The sequence below is a fragment of the Neorhizobium descurainiae genome, assembly GCF_051400715.1.
Lineage (GTDB): Bacteria > Pseudomonadota > Alphaproteobacteria > Rhizobiales > Rhizobiaceae > Neorhizobium.
Window position 1 is genome coordinate 1 of record NZ_JBLFFK010000014.1, and the last position, 17,435, is coordinate 17,435.

Here is a 17,435-nt window from a genome sequence, read left to right on the forward strand (position 1 = left end):
GCCTTCCTTTATGCCGCATCCATCATGACCCTCGTCAGACGGATCGCACGCCGCTCATGAATTCTCGGACGGACTCTGAGGAGATCTACAATGCCAAGCGGCTGCACTCGGCCCTTGGCTACATGTCGCCAGCAGAATTTGAAACCCAACTCGCCCAGCAGGCGGCTTAGTTTGAAGCGCCTCGCTGGTCCAGCCCGAGGGGTTCACTCCAATCCCGGGTCAGCTCTCAGTGCAAATCAACAAGGAGACGTTCGTCGCGATCGTGGACGGAACCATCGGTAGCAATTGGCATGGCCAGCACTATAGGGGACCATCGACGGCTATTGAAGTAGATTCGGATGATGCCGTTTTGCTTTGAGCCGCCCTTCACGGCTAGCTTCGTCGGGCCTGAACGAAAGGCCGCTTCCCGACACCAAATGACGGCACTTGAATGACTGGCAGGGGTCGGAAGCAGCCGATACGGGTCTTCCCGCGGTACGCCATATTCGATTTCCGCGTACGTGGCCATGTGGCAATCGGCAGTGTTTGCATATCCATAGCGCGGAATATCGCACCATGACGTAGAATCGGCGGGATGGCGGACACGCCCGATGAAGATGAGCACTATGCGATCATCATAACCGTTTGATAATTATGAGTTACCCCGTGATTATGCGGCAATCGGCGGTTTTCGACGGCATAGATGGCTAACGGCGGCCATTTTTTGACTTTGACGGGGCAGTTCCGTTTCGCTCGCCAATTGCCACCATGCAGTCACTTCTTGGATCTGTCGTTCGTCCATCCTTCGCCACTGTTCGATCAAACGTCGGGAACTGGGACGAAGCCGTCATCCCGACACGATCTGAAAAACGGGGCTTTGGTTAGATTGGGTCGTTCACGAACCGGCTCCTCTTTTTACCACCCCTATACACAAGTCGCTAGCTAATGCTCGGTCCGCTTAAGGCAGGCAGACCAAAATTCCGCTATTTTAGCGCAGGGGCGTGAGGGCCTACCAAGGCGTCTCGCCGCCCGGCTCGACAAACCGGCCTGACACGGCATTCTCGCCGAGCAGCGCGTACTGGACCGGCAGTTTCGCGCCTTCTTCCGGCGTCATGAAACCGTTGTGTCCGGTGAGGTCGGTCTTCACGTAGCCGGGGCTGACTGAGTTCACGACAATTGGCGTGTCGCGCAATTCCTGCGCGAGCTGTACCGTCAGCATGTTCACCGCCGCCTTGGAGGCGTTGTAGCCGATCAGGCGCGCCGAATAATAAGGGGACGTCGGATCGCCGTTCACCGACAGCGACCCCAGCGAGCTGGACAGGTTGACGATCCTTGCCGCCGGCGCCTTGCGCAATAGCGGGAGCATCGCCTGCGTCACCTCGAGGGTGCCGACGAAGTTCGTGTCCATGATCCGACGAGCGGCTTCGGCGGACGCAGTAGTCGGCGGTCCGTCCGCGGCATCGACGATACCGGCGTTGTTGACGAGGATGTCGAGCTTGCCATGCTCCGCGCGGATCGTCTCGGCAGCTGCCGAGATGGTTGCGTGGTCGGTCAGGTCGATCGAGACAGACTGCGCCTTCAATCCCTGCGATGCGAGATCGGCGACCGCCGCCTCGCCTCGTGCCGGATCGCGGGCGCCGATGATGACGATGACGCCGGCCTGCGCGAGTTGGCGGGCGATCTCCAGACCGATCCCCTTGTTGGCGCCCGTGACGAGCGCAATGCGATTGGTGTCGGGCATGATCGATCCTTCGATGCTGGGTTCTTCTGAAGCCCTATGATATGAACGATGCTTCAGTTTGAGGATTCGCTTATGGCTTCGGTCCCGCCGGCCCACCTAACTCCCCGGAAAAGGCCGCGTCAGGCGCGTGCGACGGTGACGTTGGACGCCATCTTCGAGGCGACGATTCAGGTTCTGGTGGCCGATGGCCCGCACCGCCTCACGACGACACGAGTGGCAGAGCGGGCGGGTGTTTCCGTCGGCACGATCTACCAATATTTCCCTCACAAGCAGGCGCTGTTCTACGCCGTGAACGAGCGCTACCTGGATGTTCTGGCCGAGAAGGTGGAAGCCTATTGCCGGACACAACAGGGGGCTTCGATCGAGCAGATGGTCGACGGGCTCGTGACAACCTATTGGAGCGCCAAGGCCGAACGCCCCGAGGTGACCCGCGCGCTGTACCGGTCCGTCGCCGAACTGGATAACGAGCAGTTGATCGAAGCGTTCGCTCGTCGCACCGACGCGGCGACCGCCGCGATGTTGAGCAGCGCATCCGATGCCGATTTTGCCGATCTTCCGACCGTGAATCTGACGCTGCTGGCCACCATCTTCGGCACGGTCCGCAACGTGTTCGAGCGCGATCTTTCCGCTTCCGAGATCAGCGCCGTGCTTCGGCAACTCGCCTTGATGTGCGTTGCGTATCTCGAGGCCGTCAAAATCACCTCGCCCCAGCGCAAATGCTGTATAGGCGCACTACCAAAAGGCCGGTTTGTGGGATCGCTGCCGATCGCTTGAAGGGCATAGAGTGGGGCGGCTTCCGCCCGGCCGCTACACGAAGCATAGACGGCTGCTCATGTCAGCACCGGACGTTCAGGCCCCACACGAGTAAACGTCGTGGTTTGGTCAAAAGCTCCCGCGCCGCCGTTCCAGGCACATAAGGATCGGACAATCGCGTGGAAACGGCGGTTCGCTATACCGCACGGTGGTGTGCGGTGATCGGCGGCAATAGGGGGCCATGGAGGGTAAACGGCGGCGAAGTGGCGGGCCATGCCCGACGATGATGAGCACTACGTCTACGCTATAGCCCTCTAACACCGCCTGAAAGTATGGGTCCGTCCGAACCGTTTTCGCCGGAGTCGACCATGATCGGGTATTTGGGTGCTCTATATCCGACCCTCAAGGGCGGGTATCTGCAACGGTCGTCACCGAGATGATGCCCACCTCTTCCCTAGACAGCGGGGTGCACCATGATCATGCTGAGGCGACGCTGAAGGCCGCGATAGACTGCAGGCATCGTTGTCAAGCTGCGGATCGTGCGTGTTCCGACAGCAGCTTTTCAGCGATCTCCATGCCCTCCTTCCGGGAAGAGGCGAGCATCAGCGGATATCCCCAGAATTTCGCGAAGACTATGCCGAAGGCTTTGAACCCCAGGCGCTTGGTGGCGCTCGGCTCGATCAGGATCATCGCCAGCACGAGCTGGCGCAACTCGGCCTTGTGCTTTTTCATCCACAACGAGGTGCGTTTCTTTTCTTCCTGTGTGTGCTCATGGTCCTCGGTCGGCACAGAATTGCTGAGGAGGACGAATGGCTCCCCCCGCTTCAGGTTCGCCTCGAACTCTTCGAAGTCCTTGACGGGATCATGATTGGAGCTTCGTGCGAGGTTCATCCAGACGAAAGGAAAATTTGAACTGTCCATAGACATAGATTGCGTCCTCATCGGTGATTGATGCAGATCAGGTGGCCCGGACGTGCCGCCAGGACATGGCGACAGCGAATGATCCGGGAATCATGATGGCCAACAATGCCAGGAAGACGAGATGGCCGTTTCAGGTGCTATCGGAAACGCCGCGGAGCGTATTCAGAACCACGAGGACTCCACCAATTTGCCAGCATGCCTCTCTTGGCGGAGGGCCTTCCAAGCAGAGCAAGCAAGGCTGGGATAACCCAGGCGGCCATAAACGGCCGACACGACCGAGTCGGACTTTTACTCTATGGATCACCTCAACACTCCCATCCGAATAATCGTCAAAGGGTCGTCGCGAGCCGCCGCCCATTGAAGAGGAATCCTATTCACTCGCCACCTTATGGAACCCAACATCCGACAACGATAGATCAAGTCGCGCATGGCGTCATTGGGTAATCCAGCCTATATATGTTTCAGTTCGGCCGCACTGAAATTCGAGGCTATTATGTATATGGACGTCCGGGGCGACTGGTCTTCATACGTCGATGGGGTTCCTCGCGATCTCGTCGCGGCCAACGCCGTCGGCAGTCTCGAGAGCATGGAGCAATCGCGGCGGCACTGTCATCGGAATGCGCAACTGCTCTACACGGTCCGTGGCATTATCAACTGCGAGGTTGACGAAGGCGTATGGATCGTGCCGCCGCAATGCGCCGTCTGGATTCCGGGCGGGCTGACCCATGCCGCTTTCGGCTCGGGCGAGGTCGAGTGTTGCTGTCTCTTCATCGAGCCCAACGCGGCTCCAAACCTGCCGGACAAATGCTGCACGATCACCGTTTCGAACCTGTTGCGGCATCTGCTAATCCGGGCCAATGACATCCCAGAGCGCTACGACATCGGCGGGCCGGACGATCGCATCGCCTCCGTTATTTTTCGATGAGCTGGCTGCGGCCCCAATCGAGGACCTCCGCCTGCCGATCCCTGCTGATGCACGCCTGAAGAAGCTCACCGAGTTGCTGGTCGCCGCGCCGGCGGATCACGCAACGGTCGCAGAATGGGCCTCCCGCATCGCGCTCAGCGAACGCAGCTTGAGCCGCATGTTGATGGCGGAGATCGGCATGAGTTTCGGCCGCTGGCGCCGGCAATTGCACGTCATCCTCGCCCTTCGGCACCTGAGTGCCGGCCAGACTGTCCAAGCCGTCGCGTCTGATCTCGGCTATGAAAGCGCCAGCAGTTTCGTGACCATGTTCCGAAAGATGCTCGGCAAGCCCCCATGCCGTTATCTCCTAGAGCAGCAGAAGTCGGCTTGAACCAGCTCCGATCTGGCCACCAGCCAAGCGGCAATCGGCGGCGTCTGCGTAGCCATCGCGCAGAATATCGCGCCATAGCGTAGAATTGGCGGGGCTGGCGGCGGGCCACGCCCGAAGAAGATGAGCACTCCGTCTACGCTATAGCCCTCTAACGCCGCATCGTGCGACTTCCAGTGCTAACTGACGCACTTCATCAGCAGTTTTGGCTATTTTCTGAATGGCCGGGTCTGGTGGACAGCGGTCCGGCAGGTTTCGGGAACACAGGTGGCTATAGCTGCCGCCATCCCGCATCACGGGCTTTCTCGAAACGATGGTATTTTGGGACAGTTTGGAAGGAGGAGCATACGTCTTGGTTGCTAGACCTCTTCTTTGAACCCTCAGTGCCTTCTCAATCCATCATAGGCAAGTTGCGCTTCTGTCAGCTTTGTTCCGTTTGCAAGTGACCAGTTGTAGAGCGCAGCGAAGGGCTCGCGCAGCGAGGCGCCAAGAGCCGTGATCGTGTACTCGACGCCGACCGGCTGCGTCGGGAGTATTCTACGGCTGATGAGACCGTTACGCTCCAGACGCTTCAAAGCCTCAGACAAAGCCTTGTGGGTGATGCCGTCGAGGCGGCGCTTGAGGTCGTTGAACCGCGCCGGCTGCGTGCACAGGACGCTGAGGATCAGCACCGTCCACTTGTTGGCGATCTGTTCGAGGATGGGCCGCGTCGCGGCCACGTCGAGCGGCAGTTCGAGTGCATCAGTGGTCATGGGTATACGCCTCTATATCTACGCACTACTAGGTGCGTTCTTGTGCTTAGATATAGGAATGATATCTAGATGTCATCACCAGTGAAGTGAGGACACATGAGCAGACTTTCAGGAAAGATCGCGGTCGTCGTCGGCGGCCATGACGGCATCGGCGGCGCCATCGCGCAGCGCTTCGCAGCGGAGGGCGCCACCGTCTATGCGACCAGCCGCCGCGCCGAAGAGGGCGACGTAGGCTACGGTGCCGGCACGTTGCGCACGCGCCGCGTCGACGCTTCCAACGTGACGGCGCTCGCCGCCTTCTTCGAGGCGGTGCGCAGCGACGCCGGACGGGTGGACGTGCTCGCCGTCAGCGCCGGCATCTCCGAGTTCGCAACCCTGGATGGAGTCAGCGAGGCTCACTTCGACCGCACTTTCGGCCTCAACGTGCGCGCGCTCCTATTCGCCGCTAAGGCCGCGACCGCGATCATGCCGGACGGCGGCTCTTTGGTTCTGGTAGGCTCGATCGCCGATGAGATCGGCACCAAGGGCTACGGCGTCTACGGGGCGACCAAGGTGGCGGTGCGCTCGTTTGCGCGCACCTGGGCCAACGAGCTTGCCCCCGCAACATCCGCGTCAACGTCGTGGCGCCTGGTCCGACCGACACCGCGATGTTTGCGGCGGCCTCCGACGAGGTGCGCGAGACGCTGACGACGCTGATCCCGCTCGGCCGCATGGGCCGGGCCGACGAGGTGGCCTCCGCCGCGCTGTTCCTCGCCAGCGAAGAGGCGAGCTTCATTACCGGGGCCGAGTTGCCGGTCGATGGCGGCATGGCGCAGGTCTGATCCCCCAACCAAAAGAGAAAGATGCAACATGACTCGTTTCCTCTCACGGACGGCTCGGCCCCTCGCCACTGCCTTCCTCGCCCTCGCGCTCGGCGTCACCAACCTTTTGCCGGTTGCTGCGGCCGACGCCGGGCCTTCGCCGGTCGTGCTGCGGTCGGCGACGGCGCAGCCGGCGGTCCTTGGCGTCAACGCTGACATCCGACTCCTGCACCACACCATGCTCGGAGTCGGTGGACAGCCAGTGCCGGCCACCACGCTGCTGCTGACGCCGAAGGGAGCGCCCCCGGCGGGTGGCTGGCCGGTCGTCGCCTGGGAACACGGCACGACCACGCCGGGACAGAAGACATGTGCGCCGAGCCAGACCCCCGAACTCGACGGCGGCCTGACCCGCGACGGGTTCAAGAGCGATTATTCCTGGCAGATTGGCCGGTTCATCGACGCGGGCTATGCCGTGGTAGCGCCTGACCTCGAAGGGCTTGGCCCCGACGCGACCACCCCGTACCCCTATTACAGCTTGTCGAGCCTTGCGCGCTCGCTGATCGCAGGCGTGGTGGCGGCGCGCGCGGCGGAACCGCGCTTGTCAGACCGCTGGGCGGCCGTCGGCCATTCGGATGGCGGCCACGGCGTCCTGGGTGCCGAGGCTCTTGCGGGCGAAGCAGCAGGCCTCACCTTTGTCGGCACGGTCGCCTCGGCGCCCTACGTCGCGATCGAAGCTCACGCTGCGCGCTTCGGAGCGGATGGCATGGCGGCGTCGAACGAAGCGGCGGCGCATCAGGGCCTGATGATGCAGCAGTTCCAAGGCGCACTGATGGCGACCGGCCTGACGGTCACACAACCATCCTTCGATGAAGCGTCGATCATGGGTCCGGACCTTGCCGCGACGCTACCGCGCTTCCGCTTGCTATGCTCGGTTGGGGCGATCGGGACGATCGACGCGGCGGTTAAGGCGAAAGGCAAAGCCTTCAAGGGGTTGAATGCCGATTGGGCTAGTCAGCCGCATATGCACGCCTTCCTGGCCGCCAACGATCCCGCAGTGACGCCGGGCTACACGTTGCACCAGCCCGTCCTGATCGTCCAAGGCAATGCCGACCCGTTTGTTCTTGAGACGCTTCAGACGCAGTTTGCAGACAAACTGAAGGCCGGCGGTGCGCCGCTTACCTACAAGGTCTACGACGGCGCGGACCACTTCAGCATCATCCGCCGGGCCGACGCCGACGTGCTGGACTTCCTGCGCCAACAGTTTGCCCGTTGATCCGCAGTGCGCCGGCCTCTTGGGGCCGGCGCATCAACCCACCCGCACGGAGGCCATCCATGACCAAAACCGTCAACCGGCAGGTACAACTCGTCAGGAGACCGCAGGGCGCGCCGGTGCCCGGCGACTTTCGCATCGTGGACTGCCCTGTGCCGATGCCAAGCGAGGGCGAACTGCTGCTGCGCAACCTCTACCTGTCGCTCGATCCCTACATGCGCGGCCGAATGAACGACAGCCACGAGTCCTACGCGCGCCCCTATGCGCTGGACGCGCCGCCGGGAGGCGGGACGGTAGCGCGGGTGGTGCGATCGCGCCTCGACAGCTTCGCCGAAGGTGACTTGGTGGTCACGCCCGACGCTGGCTGGCAGACCTTCGCGATATCGGATGGGACCGGTCTGCGCTGCCTTCCGAACGACATGGCGCAGCCGTCGCAGGCGCTAGGCGTCCTGGGCATGACTGGCTTCACGGCTTGGTGGGGGTTGACGGCGATCGGGCGGCCACAGGCCGGTGAAACGCTGGTGGTGTCGGCGGCGGCGGGCGCTGTAGGCTCCGTGGTCGGACAGATTGGCCGTCTCCTGGGTTGCCGCGTCGTCGGCATCGCGGGCGGAGCCGACAAATGCCGTCAGGTGGTGGAGGAACTGAGCTTCGACGCCTGCCTGAATTATCGCGCGCCCGACCTTGCCGGCCGGCTACGCGAGGCCGCGCCCGATGGGATCGATATCTACTTCGAGAATGTCGGCGGCGCCGTCCGCGAAGCCGTCTGGCCGCTTCTCAACAACGACGCGCGCGTGCCCATATGCGGGCTGGTGTCGGGCTACAACGGCGTCACAGAGGGAGCAGGCGGTGTCCACGCCTTGCTCATGTCCTTGATCGTCAAACGCATCCGTCTCCAAGGCTTTATGAACGCCGATCACCTCGACAGCTTTCCGGATTTCGAGCGGCAGATGCGGGGTTGGCTCGACGCCGGCCAACTCCGTGCGCACGAAACGATCGTGGACGGGTTGGATCAGGCACCCACCGCCTTCGTCGGGCTGTTCGAAGGACACAACACCGGCAAGTTGGTGGTTAGACTGTTGGAATAAGCCGGTCACATGCCAAAAACGGCTTGGCAACGCCGTCCCGCAAACGAACGTTCAGCGGGACACCCGAGGCTGGTCCGGCTGCACCGACGCCCACAGCGAAGCGTTTCTCCCGAAATCTGTTCCCGATTGCCTTTTCCCGAAATTAGCTGCTGGAGATGAGCAGAGTAGCGCCTCAGCGTAGAATCGGCGGGTGGCGGGCCACGACCGACGAAGATGAGCACTCCGTCTACGCTATAGCCCTCTAATGCCGCACGGTGCCACCTCCAGTGCCAATTGGCGCAGTTCATCAGGTTTTTTGCCCCTTTCTGAATGGCCGGGTCGGGGTGGATTGCAGACGGGCCGCTTTTAGTTTTGGCCGCACAAAAGGAGACTTGCGGTTAGATGTACGCCGCATCGGCACATAGTCGTCATCTCGCTGGCGAGCATTTTCATCATGATACGGGCGGCCATTTCTTGCAGCGGCTACCGTCGTCGGCGGGTGGGCTTGCCCAAGCAGAATGTGGAGCATATCGGCCCCGAGTATACAGGCGCGCTCATCCGCATGCGCAGCTATGCAAAGCGATCACGACTGCACCATGGACAGCACCGTGTCCGCCGCGAGTTCGACTTTCAGATTGTCGGTTCGTTCCGGCGGGCCATCCTCTCCAAGCAGGAGGCGCAGAACGTCCGCGCCCAACAGACAATCGACATAGATGCGTGCGGCTTCAGCGATCTTGTCTGTTGGCGCCGCCGCTTTGGTCTCGATGATCTCGGACGCCAAGCCCTCGAAATGGGCAATAAAGCTGTCATAGGCCAGCGGCAGCAAGTGAGGAAATGAAGAAGCCTCGGCGATAACCAGGCGCATGAGCGCCACGTTATCGCTTTGCATGATCCTCTTGCGCATATGGGTCGCGCTTGTGACCAGTAATTCGCGGAAAGGGAGGCCGATCAGGCCCTCGAAATACGCCCGTTCCTTATCATCCCGGACGCGGCAGGCATCGCTGATGGTTGCCGCAAACAGATCGTCCTTGCTTTCGGCATGCCGATAAAGCGTCATCAACGAGATACCGGCACGTTCCGCAATCGCATCCATGCTGGTGCCGGCATATCCGGTCTGAATGAAACATGCCTTTGCTGCATCCAGAATCTCTCTGCGTCTTCGGGCCATCGCCTTGGCTTTGGGATGGTTCTTCGGCCAATCCTTCACGCGCTTGACTCCATACGATAGTTTGGACTACCAAATATAAGTGATAGCTAAGACTATCGTATATCGGACATCAGATGCCTGACGCAACGGAGATTGCCATGAGAAAAAGCTTATTGTTGTGGAGCGGCCAAGCGCTGCTTGCCGTGTTCTTCGCCTATGCGGGATGGATGAAACTCAGCCAAACCCCGGACATGCTGTCTGACATGGGTTGGCATTGGGCAGCAGATATTCCTCCTGCCTTGATAACGTTCATTGGTCTGGCCGAGCTCCTGGGTGCCATGGGTATTGTCCTGCCGGCGGCTCTGCGGATACTGCCCTGGCTGACAACGGCAGCAGCGTCAGGAATGGTGCTCTTGCAAGTCGCGGCTATTGTCCTTCACGTCGCTCGTGGGGAGTTCTCAAATCTCTGGCTCAACGTGGTTGTGTTAGCGTTGGCCGGAGCAGTCGTGGCAGCGCGCCTGCCTGACGATGTAAAGAGTTTGCGTGGGCCTGGGATTGCGGTTTCGGACTAGGCTGCTGCGATGGTGAAGCCGAACGGGGCCACCTTCGCAGGCATCAGCTTCGGCTTGAACAATGCGCCGCAACGGTGGAACGGCAGCTTTCGAGATCATGCACCAACTGCCTTAGTCGTCCGCAAGGTGATCTGTCTCAGCCCTACCTTGACTTCACCAGCGGTGTGGAAAGCGAATGTCGCTGCCTAAATAGAGCTACGAGCGAATGGCTCAAATTGGTGGAAAACTGACAGGCTGGTTTCGGGGCCGCAAATGGCCAGAGCTGCTGTTGGCTGGGCGGCCTCATGTTGGCGCGTGTCCTGCATGTGAACGACATCCCCGCGACGGTGTATGAAGCCCAGGCGACGGCCGGCGCGAGGGCGCAGGGAGGCCTGCTCGACATCCACGAGCATAGCGGCCAGCGGGCGATAAAGGACGCTGGCCTGTTCAACGCATTTCTGAACCTCGTTCGCCCCGGCGAGGATGCCAAGCGCGTCGTCGACAAGGACGGCGCGATCCTGCTCGACAACCCCGGCGATCACGCCTCCACTCGCCCGGAAGTGGACAGGGGCGAGCTTCGGGATTTGCTGATCGGGTCGCTTCCGGCCGGGACGATCAGATGGGGCCGGAAGGTCACGTCCATCGCGACCGAAGGCGGCCGACACGCCGTCACCTTTGCCGACGGCGCGACGATCGCGACCGATGTCCTTGTCGGGGCGGACGGTGCCTGGTCGAAGGCCCGGCCACTGCTTTCGGATATCAAGCCCGTCTATGCCGGCACCTGCTTTATCGAAATCGCGCTTCTCGATGATGACGCACGCCACAAGGCGTCCATCGACGCGATCGGCAGCGGCACGCTCATGGCGGTCGCTCCGGGCAAGGGCATCATTGTACATCGCTACTCTGACAAGGCCGTCCGCGGCTATGTGGCGCTGAACAAGCCGGAGGACTGGATTCGCTCCATCGACTTCGGCGACGCGCGGGCAGGCCTGGCCCATGTCGCGAGTCAATTCGAGGGATGGGCGCCGCACCTGACGGCGTTCATCACGGACAGCGAGATCGATCCGGTGCTTCGCCCGATCTATGCGCTGCCAGTCGGATATCGGTGGAATCCGGTACCGGGACTCACCCTGGTCGGCGACGCGGCCCATCTTATGTCCCCTTTCGCCGGCGAGGGGGCCAATCTGGCCATGTATGACGGCGCGGAGCTTGCCAAGGCGATCCTACGCCATCCGGACGACATCGACGCTGCGCTCGCGGATTATGAACGCGACCTGTTTCCTCGCAGCGGCGAAATCGCCGAAGCGTCCGCGCGGAACCTTGCTCGGTTTTTCGGCGATGCCGCACCATGGAGCGTGGTCGAGCTTTTCAAACGTGTCGCGCGTGAAGAAGCGTGAAGCAGCTTGCCAGAAGGAGCGCTTCCGGGGCGAAGTGCCAACCGCCGCAACGCCGGGGCGTGGGTCGTGAACTGCCTTTATTGAGCTGAATCAGTTTGCAGTGGGGCCAAGATATTTAGGGCTGTAGCGTAGAATCGGCGGTTCGCTATGCCGCGTGTTAGGCGTGCGGTGACGGGCGGCAATAGCGAGCTATAGAGTGCAGTCGGCGGCGTTTGGCGGGCCGAGAGAGATTCGAACTGCTTTCTCGAGACAATCCAAATACCAAGTAATTTTGTAGCCAAGGAAGTCCTTCCCCCGCGCCCTCAGTCCGGCGCGTCTGACAGCGGATCGATCTCGCCGCCGTCAATCTCGACGTCATTCTCGTCATCGTCAGGTTCGTCGCCCATCGCGATCGGAATGTCGGGCGTAAGCAGCTTCTCCTTGCTGAGCAGACCCGCATCCTCGAGCGCCTCTATGTCGGGCAGATCGCGCAGGCTCTCCATCCCGAACTGCGACAGGAATGTTTTGGTGGTCACCAGGGTGTAGGGCGCCCCCGGCTGCGGGCTGCGGGGACCGGACGCCACGAGCCCCAACGAACGCAGATGCGCGATTGTATCACGGCTGACCTCCTTGCCGATGATCTTCGAGATTTCGCCGCGGGTGATCGGCTGATGATAGGCGACGATCGCCAGCACCAGCAGATCTGCCTGCGATAAGGCCCGCGTCTGCTGTTCCGTTCCAGTGACGCTGCGGATCGCGTCGGCGAACCGCGGCCGCGTCCGGTGCTGCCAGCCGCCGGCGACCGAGACGAGCTCGTAGGGCCGGTCGCGCAGTTCGCCACGGATGTCGTCGATCAGCAGATCGATGCTGCAGTCGCGTCCAACCAGCCCGGCCAGCGTCTCGCGGGCAACCGGCTCGGAAGAGGCGAAAATCAGCGCCTCTACCCGGCCCATCCATTCGCGCCAGCGCAGTTCCGGCGGCAGATCAGCAAGCTCCGTGTCAAATTCCTCTCTTGGACGCGGCCGCCGTCCCATCGCCTAAAGCCCGTACAGTCGAAAGGTCGACCGGCCTGTCAGTTCGCGCACGCCACCGAGCGCCACGAGGCGCTCGAACAGCCGCCGGCTGGAGCGGTCGCTCACCGTCCTGCCAGTCTGGGCGGGTTGAGCATCTTCACTGATCAGGATCGCCACCATGGCGTCGGCGTCCTTGCTGCGTAATTGCGGCGCCAGTGCCAGCAGCCGGGTCGCACGCCGCGCCAGATCGGCGTAAAGATCAAAGGCCACGGTCGCCCCTCGCCCATAGGCCAAGGCACAGGCGGTCCGCCACTCAACCGGATCAGCACGCGGACCGGCCGCAAGCCGCAAGTCGTCCCGCTTCAGATGCGCGGCCAGCAGCGGCACGGGAACCGGCCAGTTCAGACGTCGGGCCAGCACCGCATCGGCGAGCCACAGCGCCAGGGGTCGGCTGTCGGGACGCAGCGCCAAGCTGGCCGCGGCCGTCGCGCTCGCCGCCTCGATCGGGTTCCTTGTTCCGACGCTCGCGGCCAGGGCGGTATTGATCGCCTGCTGCGCCGGTTCGTCGATCGTGACTGACAAGAGGTCGGTGAAGATCACCGGCCAATCGCCGTTGAGCGCTGCAGGCCCAAGCGACGATCCCCTGGCCAGTGCCCGCCAGGCCTGCAGCAGCCGGCCGGCGGGACCCGGATCGTCGCCCGGTCGGGTGAGGTAGAGATGATCGCGCAGCGCCGCGGCGTCCTCGGTGCGGCCCAACAGGCGGACGACGGCTTCGGCGGATTGCAGCGCCAGGCGCTGCCGCCAGAGTTGGCCAAGGGGGTGGTCGCTGCGAGCGATCGGGTGGATGGCTCCCAGGGCTGCACCGGCGAAAAGCTCCGCGTCTCCAGTGGATTGGCGCGCACCGGCCGCCCGCGCCCAGTCCGGCATGGGCGGGAAAGACGGAGGCGGATCGGGCAGGGTTCGGGGTCGAGAAGCCATAAGTCACCTTAGCCAGCTACGGCGCTTTTGGCAATATGTGAGGGCAGAAAGCGCCGCACCTGTCGTGGAATAAAAACGTCCGATAACCTTCCCTTATCGGTCGTTTTGTGCTTTATATCAGAAATGGCGTTTTCGCGGTCTTCAGTCGCACCGGCACCCACTTTTCCGGGTGAGCGTCGTGAGAGAGTGCGTCGGCGGGATCGTCAAGATTTCCGGCCGCCACGCCGACCTGAGGCAGAATATATATAACAAGGAACCTGGACACCTGCAATGGCACTCAGCATCAAGGATCCCGAGACGGAGAAACTCGCACGCGCGCTAGCGGCACGCACCGGCGAAACCATCACCATAGCCACGCGGCGCGCGCTCGAGGATCGGCTCAAGCGGATGGGTTCGCAGGCCAAGAAGGCCGCCCTTCTTGAGGACATGGAGGCGATGCAGCGGCGCCTGAGCGTTCTGCCGGTCCTTGATGACCGCAGCGATGAAGAGATCATCGGCTATGACGAAAATGGTATCCCGAACTGATGGTGATTGATACGTCAGCGATCGTCGCGATCTTCTTCAACGAGCCGGATGCCCAGCATTATCGCGAACGCATCGCCGACGATCCCATTCGGCTCGTTTCGGCCGCGACGCTTGTTGAGGCCGCCATGGTGGTCGAAAGCCGCTTCGGTGAGGTTGGGGGGGCAGAGCTTGATCTGTGGTTGCACAAGGCGAAGGTCGAGGTCATTACGGTCACCGCCGAGCATGCCGATCAGGCGCGCCGGGCCTGGCGTCGTTACGGCAAGGGCCGCCATCCTGTCTCCCTGAACTACGGCGACTGCTTCTCCTATGCGCTTGCCAGCCTGACGGGCGAGCCGCTGCTGTTCAAAGGCAATGACTTCAAACAGACGGATATCGAGGCGGCATGACCGGGGAGCCTGATATTATTCTTGAGGAAGAGCCGCTAGAAGAAGCCCCCTTACCTGCCCTGCAGCCGGCGTCCGCCCTGCCGAATCATCTGCAGGATCTGACCGATCGCGCCCGCGGCTATGTCGAGGCGGCCAGCTCCGCCAACACCCGCCGCGCGTACGCCTCCGACTGGAAGCATTTTTCCGCCTGGTGCCGGCGCTCCGGGCTATCTCCCCTCCCCCCGCATCCGCAGACCGTCGGCCTCTACATCACCGCCTGTGCTTCCGGCACCGCCGAACGGGGCATGAAAGCGAATTCTGTCTCGACGATCGAGCGCCGCCTCTCGTCGATATCGTGGAATTATGCGCAACGCGGTTTGAGCCTCGATCGCAAGGACCGGCATATCGCCACCGTCATGGCTGGCATTCGCAACAGCCACGCTCGCCCGCCGGTTCAGAAGGAGGGGGTGATGGCTGACGATATCGTCGCCATGATCGAGACGCTTGACCGCGGCACCCTGCGCGGCCTGCGCGACCGGGCCATGCTGCTGATCGGCTATGCCGGCGGTTTGCGCCGTTCCGAAATCGTCGGCCTCGACCTCAAGGCCAATCAAACGGAAGACGGCCGCGGGTGGATCGAAGTCCTCGATAAGGGCATGCTGGTCATCCTACGCGGTAAGACAGGGTGGCGCGAAGTGGAGGTTGGTCGTGGCTCCTCTGATGCCACCTGCCCGGTCATTGCCATCGAGACATGGATCAAATTCGCCAAGCTTGCGCATGGTCCTCTTTTTCGCCGCGTCACGGGACAAGGGAAAGCGGTTGGGCCGGAACGGCTGAACGACAAGGAAGTGGCGCGACTGGTGAAGCGGGCCGCGACGGCCGCTGGCATTCGCGGCGATCTCAGCGAGATCGAGCGGGCCTTCAAATTCTCCGGCCACTCATTGCGGGCGGGTCTCGCCTCCTCTGCCGAAGTCGATGAACGCTACGTCCAGAAGCAGCTCGGGCATTCATCTGCGGAGATGACCCGCAGGTATCAGCGGCGTCGGGATCGCTTCCGCGTGAATCTGACCAAGGCTGCGGGACTCTAGCCTGGGCCTGGTCGGGATCGCTACGGCTTCATCGCCGCGATCAGGATGTAGACCGGGAGGCAAACGCTGACCGCAGTCGCCAGGATGACGCAGGCGAACTTGGTCAGGTACGCGCGGGGCGCCTTTCTTGCATTCCACTCGTACGGCATCGATCTTCCCTGCTTCACAAGAGCAGACAATCATCGGCATACCCTTTTGTCGAGTGACCGGCTGCAACAGTCGGTAAAAGATTTGATAGAATCTCCGCTCAGAGCATCAACCGGGTTGAGCTTCAATGCTCCCTTCTTCCGCCGCTTCGTTTCTCGCGCGGAAATAAAAAGCCCGGTGCGAGAGGAGGTGCACCGGGCTTCGATCCTGACTGACAACTTGGGAGGAGGAGTGCTGCCAGTCGCACAAAGCGGCCCGGGAGGAGGTGAGCGGCTCTGATGAGGCACTATGCGCCGCATCGCACAAGGTTGCAAGCCAATATTGTGCGATGCAGCATTCGATTTACGCATCAAACAGACGCCGTTAAGTGCGAGCGAGGAGTGAGCTGCCGCCTTCCCTCCACCTTTCTAACTCTACATGACAGCAAGTGTTAGAAGTGCGTCAAATTGTCGCTGCGGATTTCCTGCTGTTTGCTATGCCCGCTCTCAACTGGCCTGAGCCTGGACCGGCGCCGCGAAAGCGGCGCGGGGCATTGAAAGTTTAATCAGGAGGCCGTCCGGCTGCCAATCTCTGGAAACGTCTGCGTCGAGAGTGCGGATGATCATTTGTTCGAGCCTCGTGCCGAACCCCGCATCGTTCGGTGCCGCTTTGCTGGAAGGCGGTCCGCCGGACTCTTGCCACGAGATTTCGTACTGTTCGCCATGCGGATTAAGCGTCACGTCCAATCGTCCCTCCGCCAGCGACAACGATCCATATTTCACGGCATTGGTGGCGTATTCATGAAAGAGCAATGCGAGGCTAGTCACCCTTTCGGCGCTGATCGGTGCGTCTTGGCCATGGAGGCGCCACCGCTTCCCCTCCCCTTCATCGTACGGCGAAAGCAGGCTGGACAGCAGCTGGAATAGAGTCGTGGAACGCTCCTGAAATGCTTCGTCTCCTGTAAAGCTCGGCAGTGTCATCTCGTGGGCATGCGAGAGCGCGACAAGCCGGTCTTTCATTGACGAGGCGAGCTCGCCTGGCGTCTGCGCCGTGCGGGCCGCCAACGTGATGATGCTGCCGGTGATGGCAAACAGGTTCTTGACCCGATGATGCATCTCGCGCAGCAGGAGATCCTGACGTTCCGCCGCCCGTTTCCGATCCGAAATGTCACGGGCGATCTTCGAGGCCCCGATAATCTTCCCGTCGCTGTTGCGGATAGGCGAGATCGTCAGCGAAATGTCGAGCAAGGTGCCGTCTTTCCGACGCCTGATCGTTTCGAAATGGTCGACGCGTTCGCCGGCATGGATACGCGCAAGGATCGCTGGCTCCTCGTCGAGCCGGTCCTCAGGTATGAGAATGGTAATCGGCTTTCCGACAGCCTCGGCCGCGCTGTAGCCGAAAAGCCGCTCGGCGCCTTTGTTCCAGGTGATGATGATCCCCTGAAGGGACTTGCTTACGATGGCGTCCTCGGAGGACTCGATGATGGCAGCCAGGAAGGCGCCTGCGTCGTGTGCCGGCTTATCCGCTCCCACGACCGCTTCAGGCCCCTGGGAGCGTCCGTCGGTTCCGTCGCTATCGCCGCTATCAGTTCTGCCCGCCATCGGCGTTACATATCCCAGGATGTCATCGAGTGAAAATGAACGGAAGGCCCCCTGCCCCGCCGGGAACCTTAGCTTCCCACGTCAGGAAATAAA

At 61.8% G+C, this 17,435-nt stretch carries 18 protein-coding genes and 1 pseudogene; 11 read left to right on the forward strand and 8 right to left on the reverse strand.

What is annotated here, in order from left to right; translation table 11 throughout:
• Window positions 1-988: 988 nt before the first annotated feature.
• A complete protein-coding gene (locus tag ACMGE0_RS21440) occupies window positions 989-1,720 on the reverse strand; it encodes an SDR family oxidoreductase (protein ID WP_436817922.1) in 732 nt (243 codons plus the stop codon).
• Window positions 1,721-1,855: 135 nt separating this feature from the next.
• On the opposite strand from ACMGE0_RS21440, the gene ACMGE0_RS21445 reads away from it, so the two are divergent.
• Window positions 1,856-2,494 (forward strand): TetR/AcrR family transcriptional regulator, encoded by a 639-nt coding sequence (locus ACMGE0_RS21445; protein WP_436818073.1) that lies wholly within the window; start codon window positions 1,856-1,858, stop codon window positions 2,492-2,494.
• Window positions 2,495-2,998: 504 nt separating this feature from the next.
• Here the strand turns inward: ACMGE0_RS21445 and ACMGE0_RS21450 are convergent.
• A complete protein-coding gene (locus ACMGE0_RS21450) occupies window positions 2,999-3,400 on the reverse strand; it encodes a hypothetical protein (RefSeq protein WP_436817923.1) in 402 nt (133 codons plus the stop codon).
• Window positions 3,401-3,893: 493 nt separating this feature from the next.
• Here ACMGE0_RS21450 and ACMGE0_RS21455 point away from each other — a divergent pair, with 493 nt between their 5' ends.
• Window positions 3,894-4,319, forward strand: a complete 426-nt coding sequence (locus tag ACMGE0_RS21455; protein WP_436817924.1) for an AraC family ligand binding domain-containing protein — start codon at window positions 3,894-3,896, stop codon at window positions 4,317-4,319.
• Between the two features lie 73 nt (window positions 4,320-4,392).
• Complete coding sequence (locus tag ACMGE0_RS21460) at window positions 4,393-4,689, forward strand: helix-turn-helix domain-containing protein (protein WP_436817925.1); 297 nt, start codon at window positions 4,393-4,395, stop codon at window positions 4,687-4,689.
• Window positions 4,690-5,066: 377 nt separating this feature from the next.
• Here the strand turns inward: ACMGE0_RS21460 and ACMGE0_RS21465 are convergent, their stop codons facing one another.
• Window positions 5,067-5,438 (reverse strand): winged helix-turn-helix transcriptional regulator, encoded by a 372-nt coding sequence (locus tag ACMGE0_RS21465; RefSeq protein WP_436817926.1) that lies wholly within the window; start codon window positions 5,436-5,438, stop codon window positions 5,067-5,069.
• Between the two features lie 96 nt (window positions 5,439-5,534).
• On the opposite strand from ACMGE0_RS21465, the pseudogene ACMGE0_RS21470 reads away from it, so the two are divergent.
• The 3 genes and pseudogenes from ACMGE0_RS21470 (at window position 5,535) to curA (ending at window position 8,593) form a co-directional block, all read left to right on the forward strand.
• Window positions 5,535-6,259 (forward strand): annotated as a pseudogene (locus ACMGE0_RS21470) (SDR family NAD(P)-dependent oxidoreductase).
• A gap of 28 nt (window positions 6,260-6,287) precedes the next feature.
• Window positions 6,288-7,511: an alpha/beta fold hydrolase gene (locus ACMGE0_RS21475; protein WP_436817927.1), complete on the forward strand. Its 1,224-nt coding sequence runs from the start codon at window positions 6,288-6,290 to the stop codon at window positions 7,509-7,511.
• A gap of 59 nt (window positions 7,512-7,570) precedes the next feature.
• Window positions 7,571-8,593 (forward strand): NADPH-dependent curcumin/dihydrocurcumin reductase, encoded by a 1,023-nt coding sequence (gene curA / locus ACMGE0_RS21480; protein ID WP_436817928.1) that lies wholly within the window; start codon window positions 7,571-7,573, stop codon window positions 8,591-8,593.
• 562 nt (window positions 8,594-9,155) lie between these two features.
• Here curA and ACMGE0_RS21485 read toward each other — a convergent pair.
• Window positions 9,156-9,779 (reverse strand): TetR/AcrR family transcriptional regulator, encoded by a 624-nt coding sequence (locus tag ACMGE0_RS21485; RefSeq protein ID WP_436817929.1) that lies wholly within the window; start codon window positions 9,777-9,779, stop codon window positions 9,156-9,158.
• A 74-nt stretch (window positions 9,780-9,853) separates the two neighbouring features.
• On the opposite strand from ACMGE0_RS21485, the gene ACMGE0_RS21490 reads away from it, so the two are divergent.
• Both ACMGE0_RS21490 and ACMGE0_RS21495 read left to right on the forward strand, forming a co-directional pair.
• Entirely contained in the window at window positions 9,854-10,291 is a 438-nt protein-coding gene (locus tag ACMGE0_RS21490; RefSeq protein WP_436817930.1) for a DoxX family protein, read from the forward strand.
• Window positions 10,292-10,575: 284 nt separating this feature from the next.
• The gene (locus ACMGE0_RS21495; protein WP_436817931.1) at window positions 10,576-11,667 is read left to right on the forward strand and encodes an FAD-dependent oxidoreductase; all 1,092 of its coding nucleotides are present in this window, start codon (window positions 10,576-10,578) and stop codon (window positions 11,665-11,667) included.
• Between the two features lie 302 nt (window positions 11,668-11,969).
• On the opposite strand, the gene scpB is transcribed toward ACMGE0_RS21495, so the two are convergent.
• A complete protein-coding gene (scpB, locus tag ACMGE0_RS21500) occupies window positions 11,970-12,680 on the reverse strand; it encodes an SMC-Scp complex subunit ScpB (protein WP_436817932.1) in 711 nt (236 codons plus the stop codon).
• A gap of 3 nt (window positions 12,681-12,683) precedes the next feature.
• Window positions 12,684-13,586 carry a DUF1403 family protein gene (locus ACMGE0_RS21505; RefSeq protein ID WP_436817933.1) on the reverse strand — a complete coding sequence of 301 codons (903 nt, stop codon included), beginning with the start codon at window positions 13,584-13,586 and terminating at the stop codon, window positions 12,684-12,686.
• A 321-nt stretch (window positions 13,587-13,907) separates the two neighbouring features.
• Here ACMGE0_RS21505 and ACMGE0_RS21510 point away from each other — a divergent pair, with 321 nt between their 5' ends.
• Genes ACMGE0_RS21510 through ACMGE0_RS21520 form a run of 3 tightly spaced genes read left to right on the forward strand, consistent with a single transcriptional unit; the run spans window position 13,908 to window position 15,615 of the window.
• Window positions 13,908-14,162: a type II toxin-antitoxin system VapB family antitoxin gene (locus ACMGE0_RS21510; protein WP_436817934.1), complete on the forward strand. Its 255-nt coding sequence runs from the start codon at window positions 13,908-13,910 to the stop codon at window positions 14,160-14,162.
• On the forward strand, window positions 14,162-14,548 hold the full coding sequence (locus ACMGE0_RS21515) for a type II toxin-antitoxin system VapC family toxin (RefSeq protein WP_436817935.1): 387 nt from the start codon (window positions 14,162-14,164) through the stop codon (window positions 14,546-14,548). The genes ACMGE0_RS21510 and ACMGE0_RS21515 overlap by 1 nt, the downstream gene beginning before the upstream one ends.
• A complete protein-coding gene (locus tag ACMGE0_RS21520) occupies window positions 14,545-15,615 on the forward strand; it encodes a site-specific integrase (RefSeq protein ID WP_436817936.1) in 1,071 nt (356 codons plus the stop codon). The genes ACMGE0_RS21515 and ACMGE0_RS21520 overlap by 4 nt, the downstream gene beginning before the upstream one ends.
• Window positions 15,616-15,635: 20 nt before the next feature.
• On the opposite strand, the gene ACMGE0_RS21525 is transcribed toward ACMGE0_RS21520, so the two are convergent.
• Together ACMGE0_RS21525 and ACMGE0_RS21530 are read right to left on the reverse strand one after the other, a co-directional pair.
• Window positions 15,636-15,764, reverse strand: coding sequence for a hypothetical protein (locus ACMGE0_RS21525; protein WP_436817937.1), 129 nt, complete (start codon window positions 15,762-15,764; stop codon window positions 15,636-15,638).
• A gap of 483 nt (window positions 15,765-16,247) precedes the next feature.
• On the reverse strand, window positions 16,248-17,342 hold the full coding sequence (locus ACMGE0_RS21530; protein ID WP_436817938.1) for a PAS domain S-box protein: 1,095 nt from the start codon (window positions 17,340-17,342) through the stop codon (window positions 16,248-16,250).
• Window positions 17,343-17,435 lie beyond the last annotated feature (93 nt).

Excerpts from the sequence above, each read along its gene's own strand:
- curA (WP_436817928.1), top strand. The coding sequence starts at position 7,571 with ATGACCAAAACCGTCAACCGGCAGGTACAACTCGTCAGGAGACCGCAG.
- ACMGE0_RS21530 (WP_436817938.1), bottom strand. The coding sequence starts at position 17,342 with ATGGCGGGCAGAACTGATAGCGGCGATAGCGACGGAACCGACGGACGC.
- scpB (WP_436817932.1), bottom strand. The coding sequence starts at position 12,680 with ATGGGACGGCGGCCGCGTCCAAGAGAGGAATTTGACACGGAGCTTGCT.
- ACMGE0_RS21510 (WP_436817934.1), top strand. The coding sequence starts at position 13,908 with ATGGCACTCAGCATCAAGGATCCCGAGACGGAGAAACTCGCACGCGCG.
- ACMGE0_RS21505 (WP_436817933.1), bottom strand. The coding sequence starts at position 13,586 with ATGCCGGACTGGGCGCGGGCGGCCGGTGCGCGCCAATCCACTGGAGAC.
- ACMGE0_RS21520 (WP_436817936.1), top strand. The coding sequence starts at position 14,545 with ATGACCGGGGAGCCTGATATTATTCTTGAGGAAGAGCCGCTAGAAGAA.
- ACMGE0_RS21495 (WP_436817931.1), top strand. The coding sequence starts at position 10,576 with ATGTTGGCGCGTGTCCTGCATGTGAACGACATCCCCGCGACGGTGTAT.
- ACMGE0_RS21475 (WP_436817927.1), top strand. The coding sequence starts at position 6,288 with ATGACTCGTTTCCTCTCACGGACGGCTCGGCCCCTCGCCACTGCCTTC.
- ACMGE0_RS21440 (WP_436817922.1), bottom strand. The coding sequence starts at position 1,720 with ATGCCCGACACCAATCGCATTGCGCTCGTCACGGGCGCCAACAAGGGG.
- ACMGE0_RS21515 (WP_436817935.1), top strand. The coding sequence starts at position 14,162 with ATGGTGATTGATACGTCAGCGATCGTCGCGATCTTCTTCAACGAGCCG.
- ACMGE0_RS21525 (WP_436817937.1), bottom strand. The coding sequence starts at position 15,764 with ATGCCGTACGAGTGGAATGCAAGAAAGGCGCCCCGCGCGTACCTGACC.
- ACMGE0_RS21450 (WP_436817923.1), bottom strand. The coding sequence starts at position 3,400 with ATGTCTATGGACAGTTCAAATTTTCCTTTCGTCTGGATGAACCTCGCA.
- ACMGE0_RS21455 (WP_436817924.1), top strand. The coding sequence starts at position 3,894 with ATGGACGTCCGGGGCGACTGGTCTTCATACGTCGATGGGGTTCCTCGC.
- ACMGE0_RS21465 (WP_436817926.1), bottom strand. The coding sequence starts at position 5,438 with ATGACCACTGATGCACTCGAACTGCCGCTCGACGTGGCCGCGACGCGG.
- ACMGE0_RS21490 (WP_436817930.1), top strand. The coding sequence starts at position 9,854 with ATGCCTGACGCAACGGAGATTGCCATGAGAAAAAGCTTATTGTTGTGG.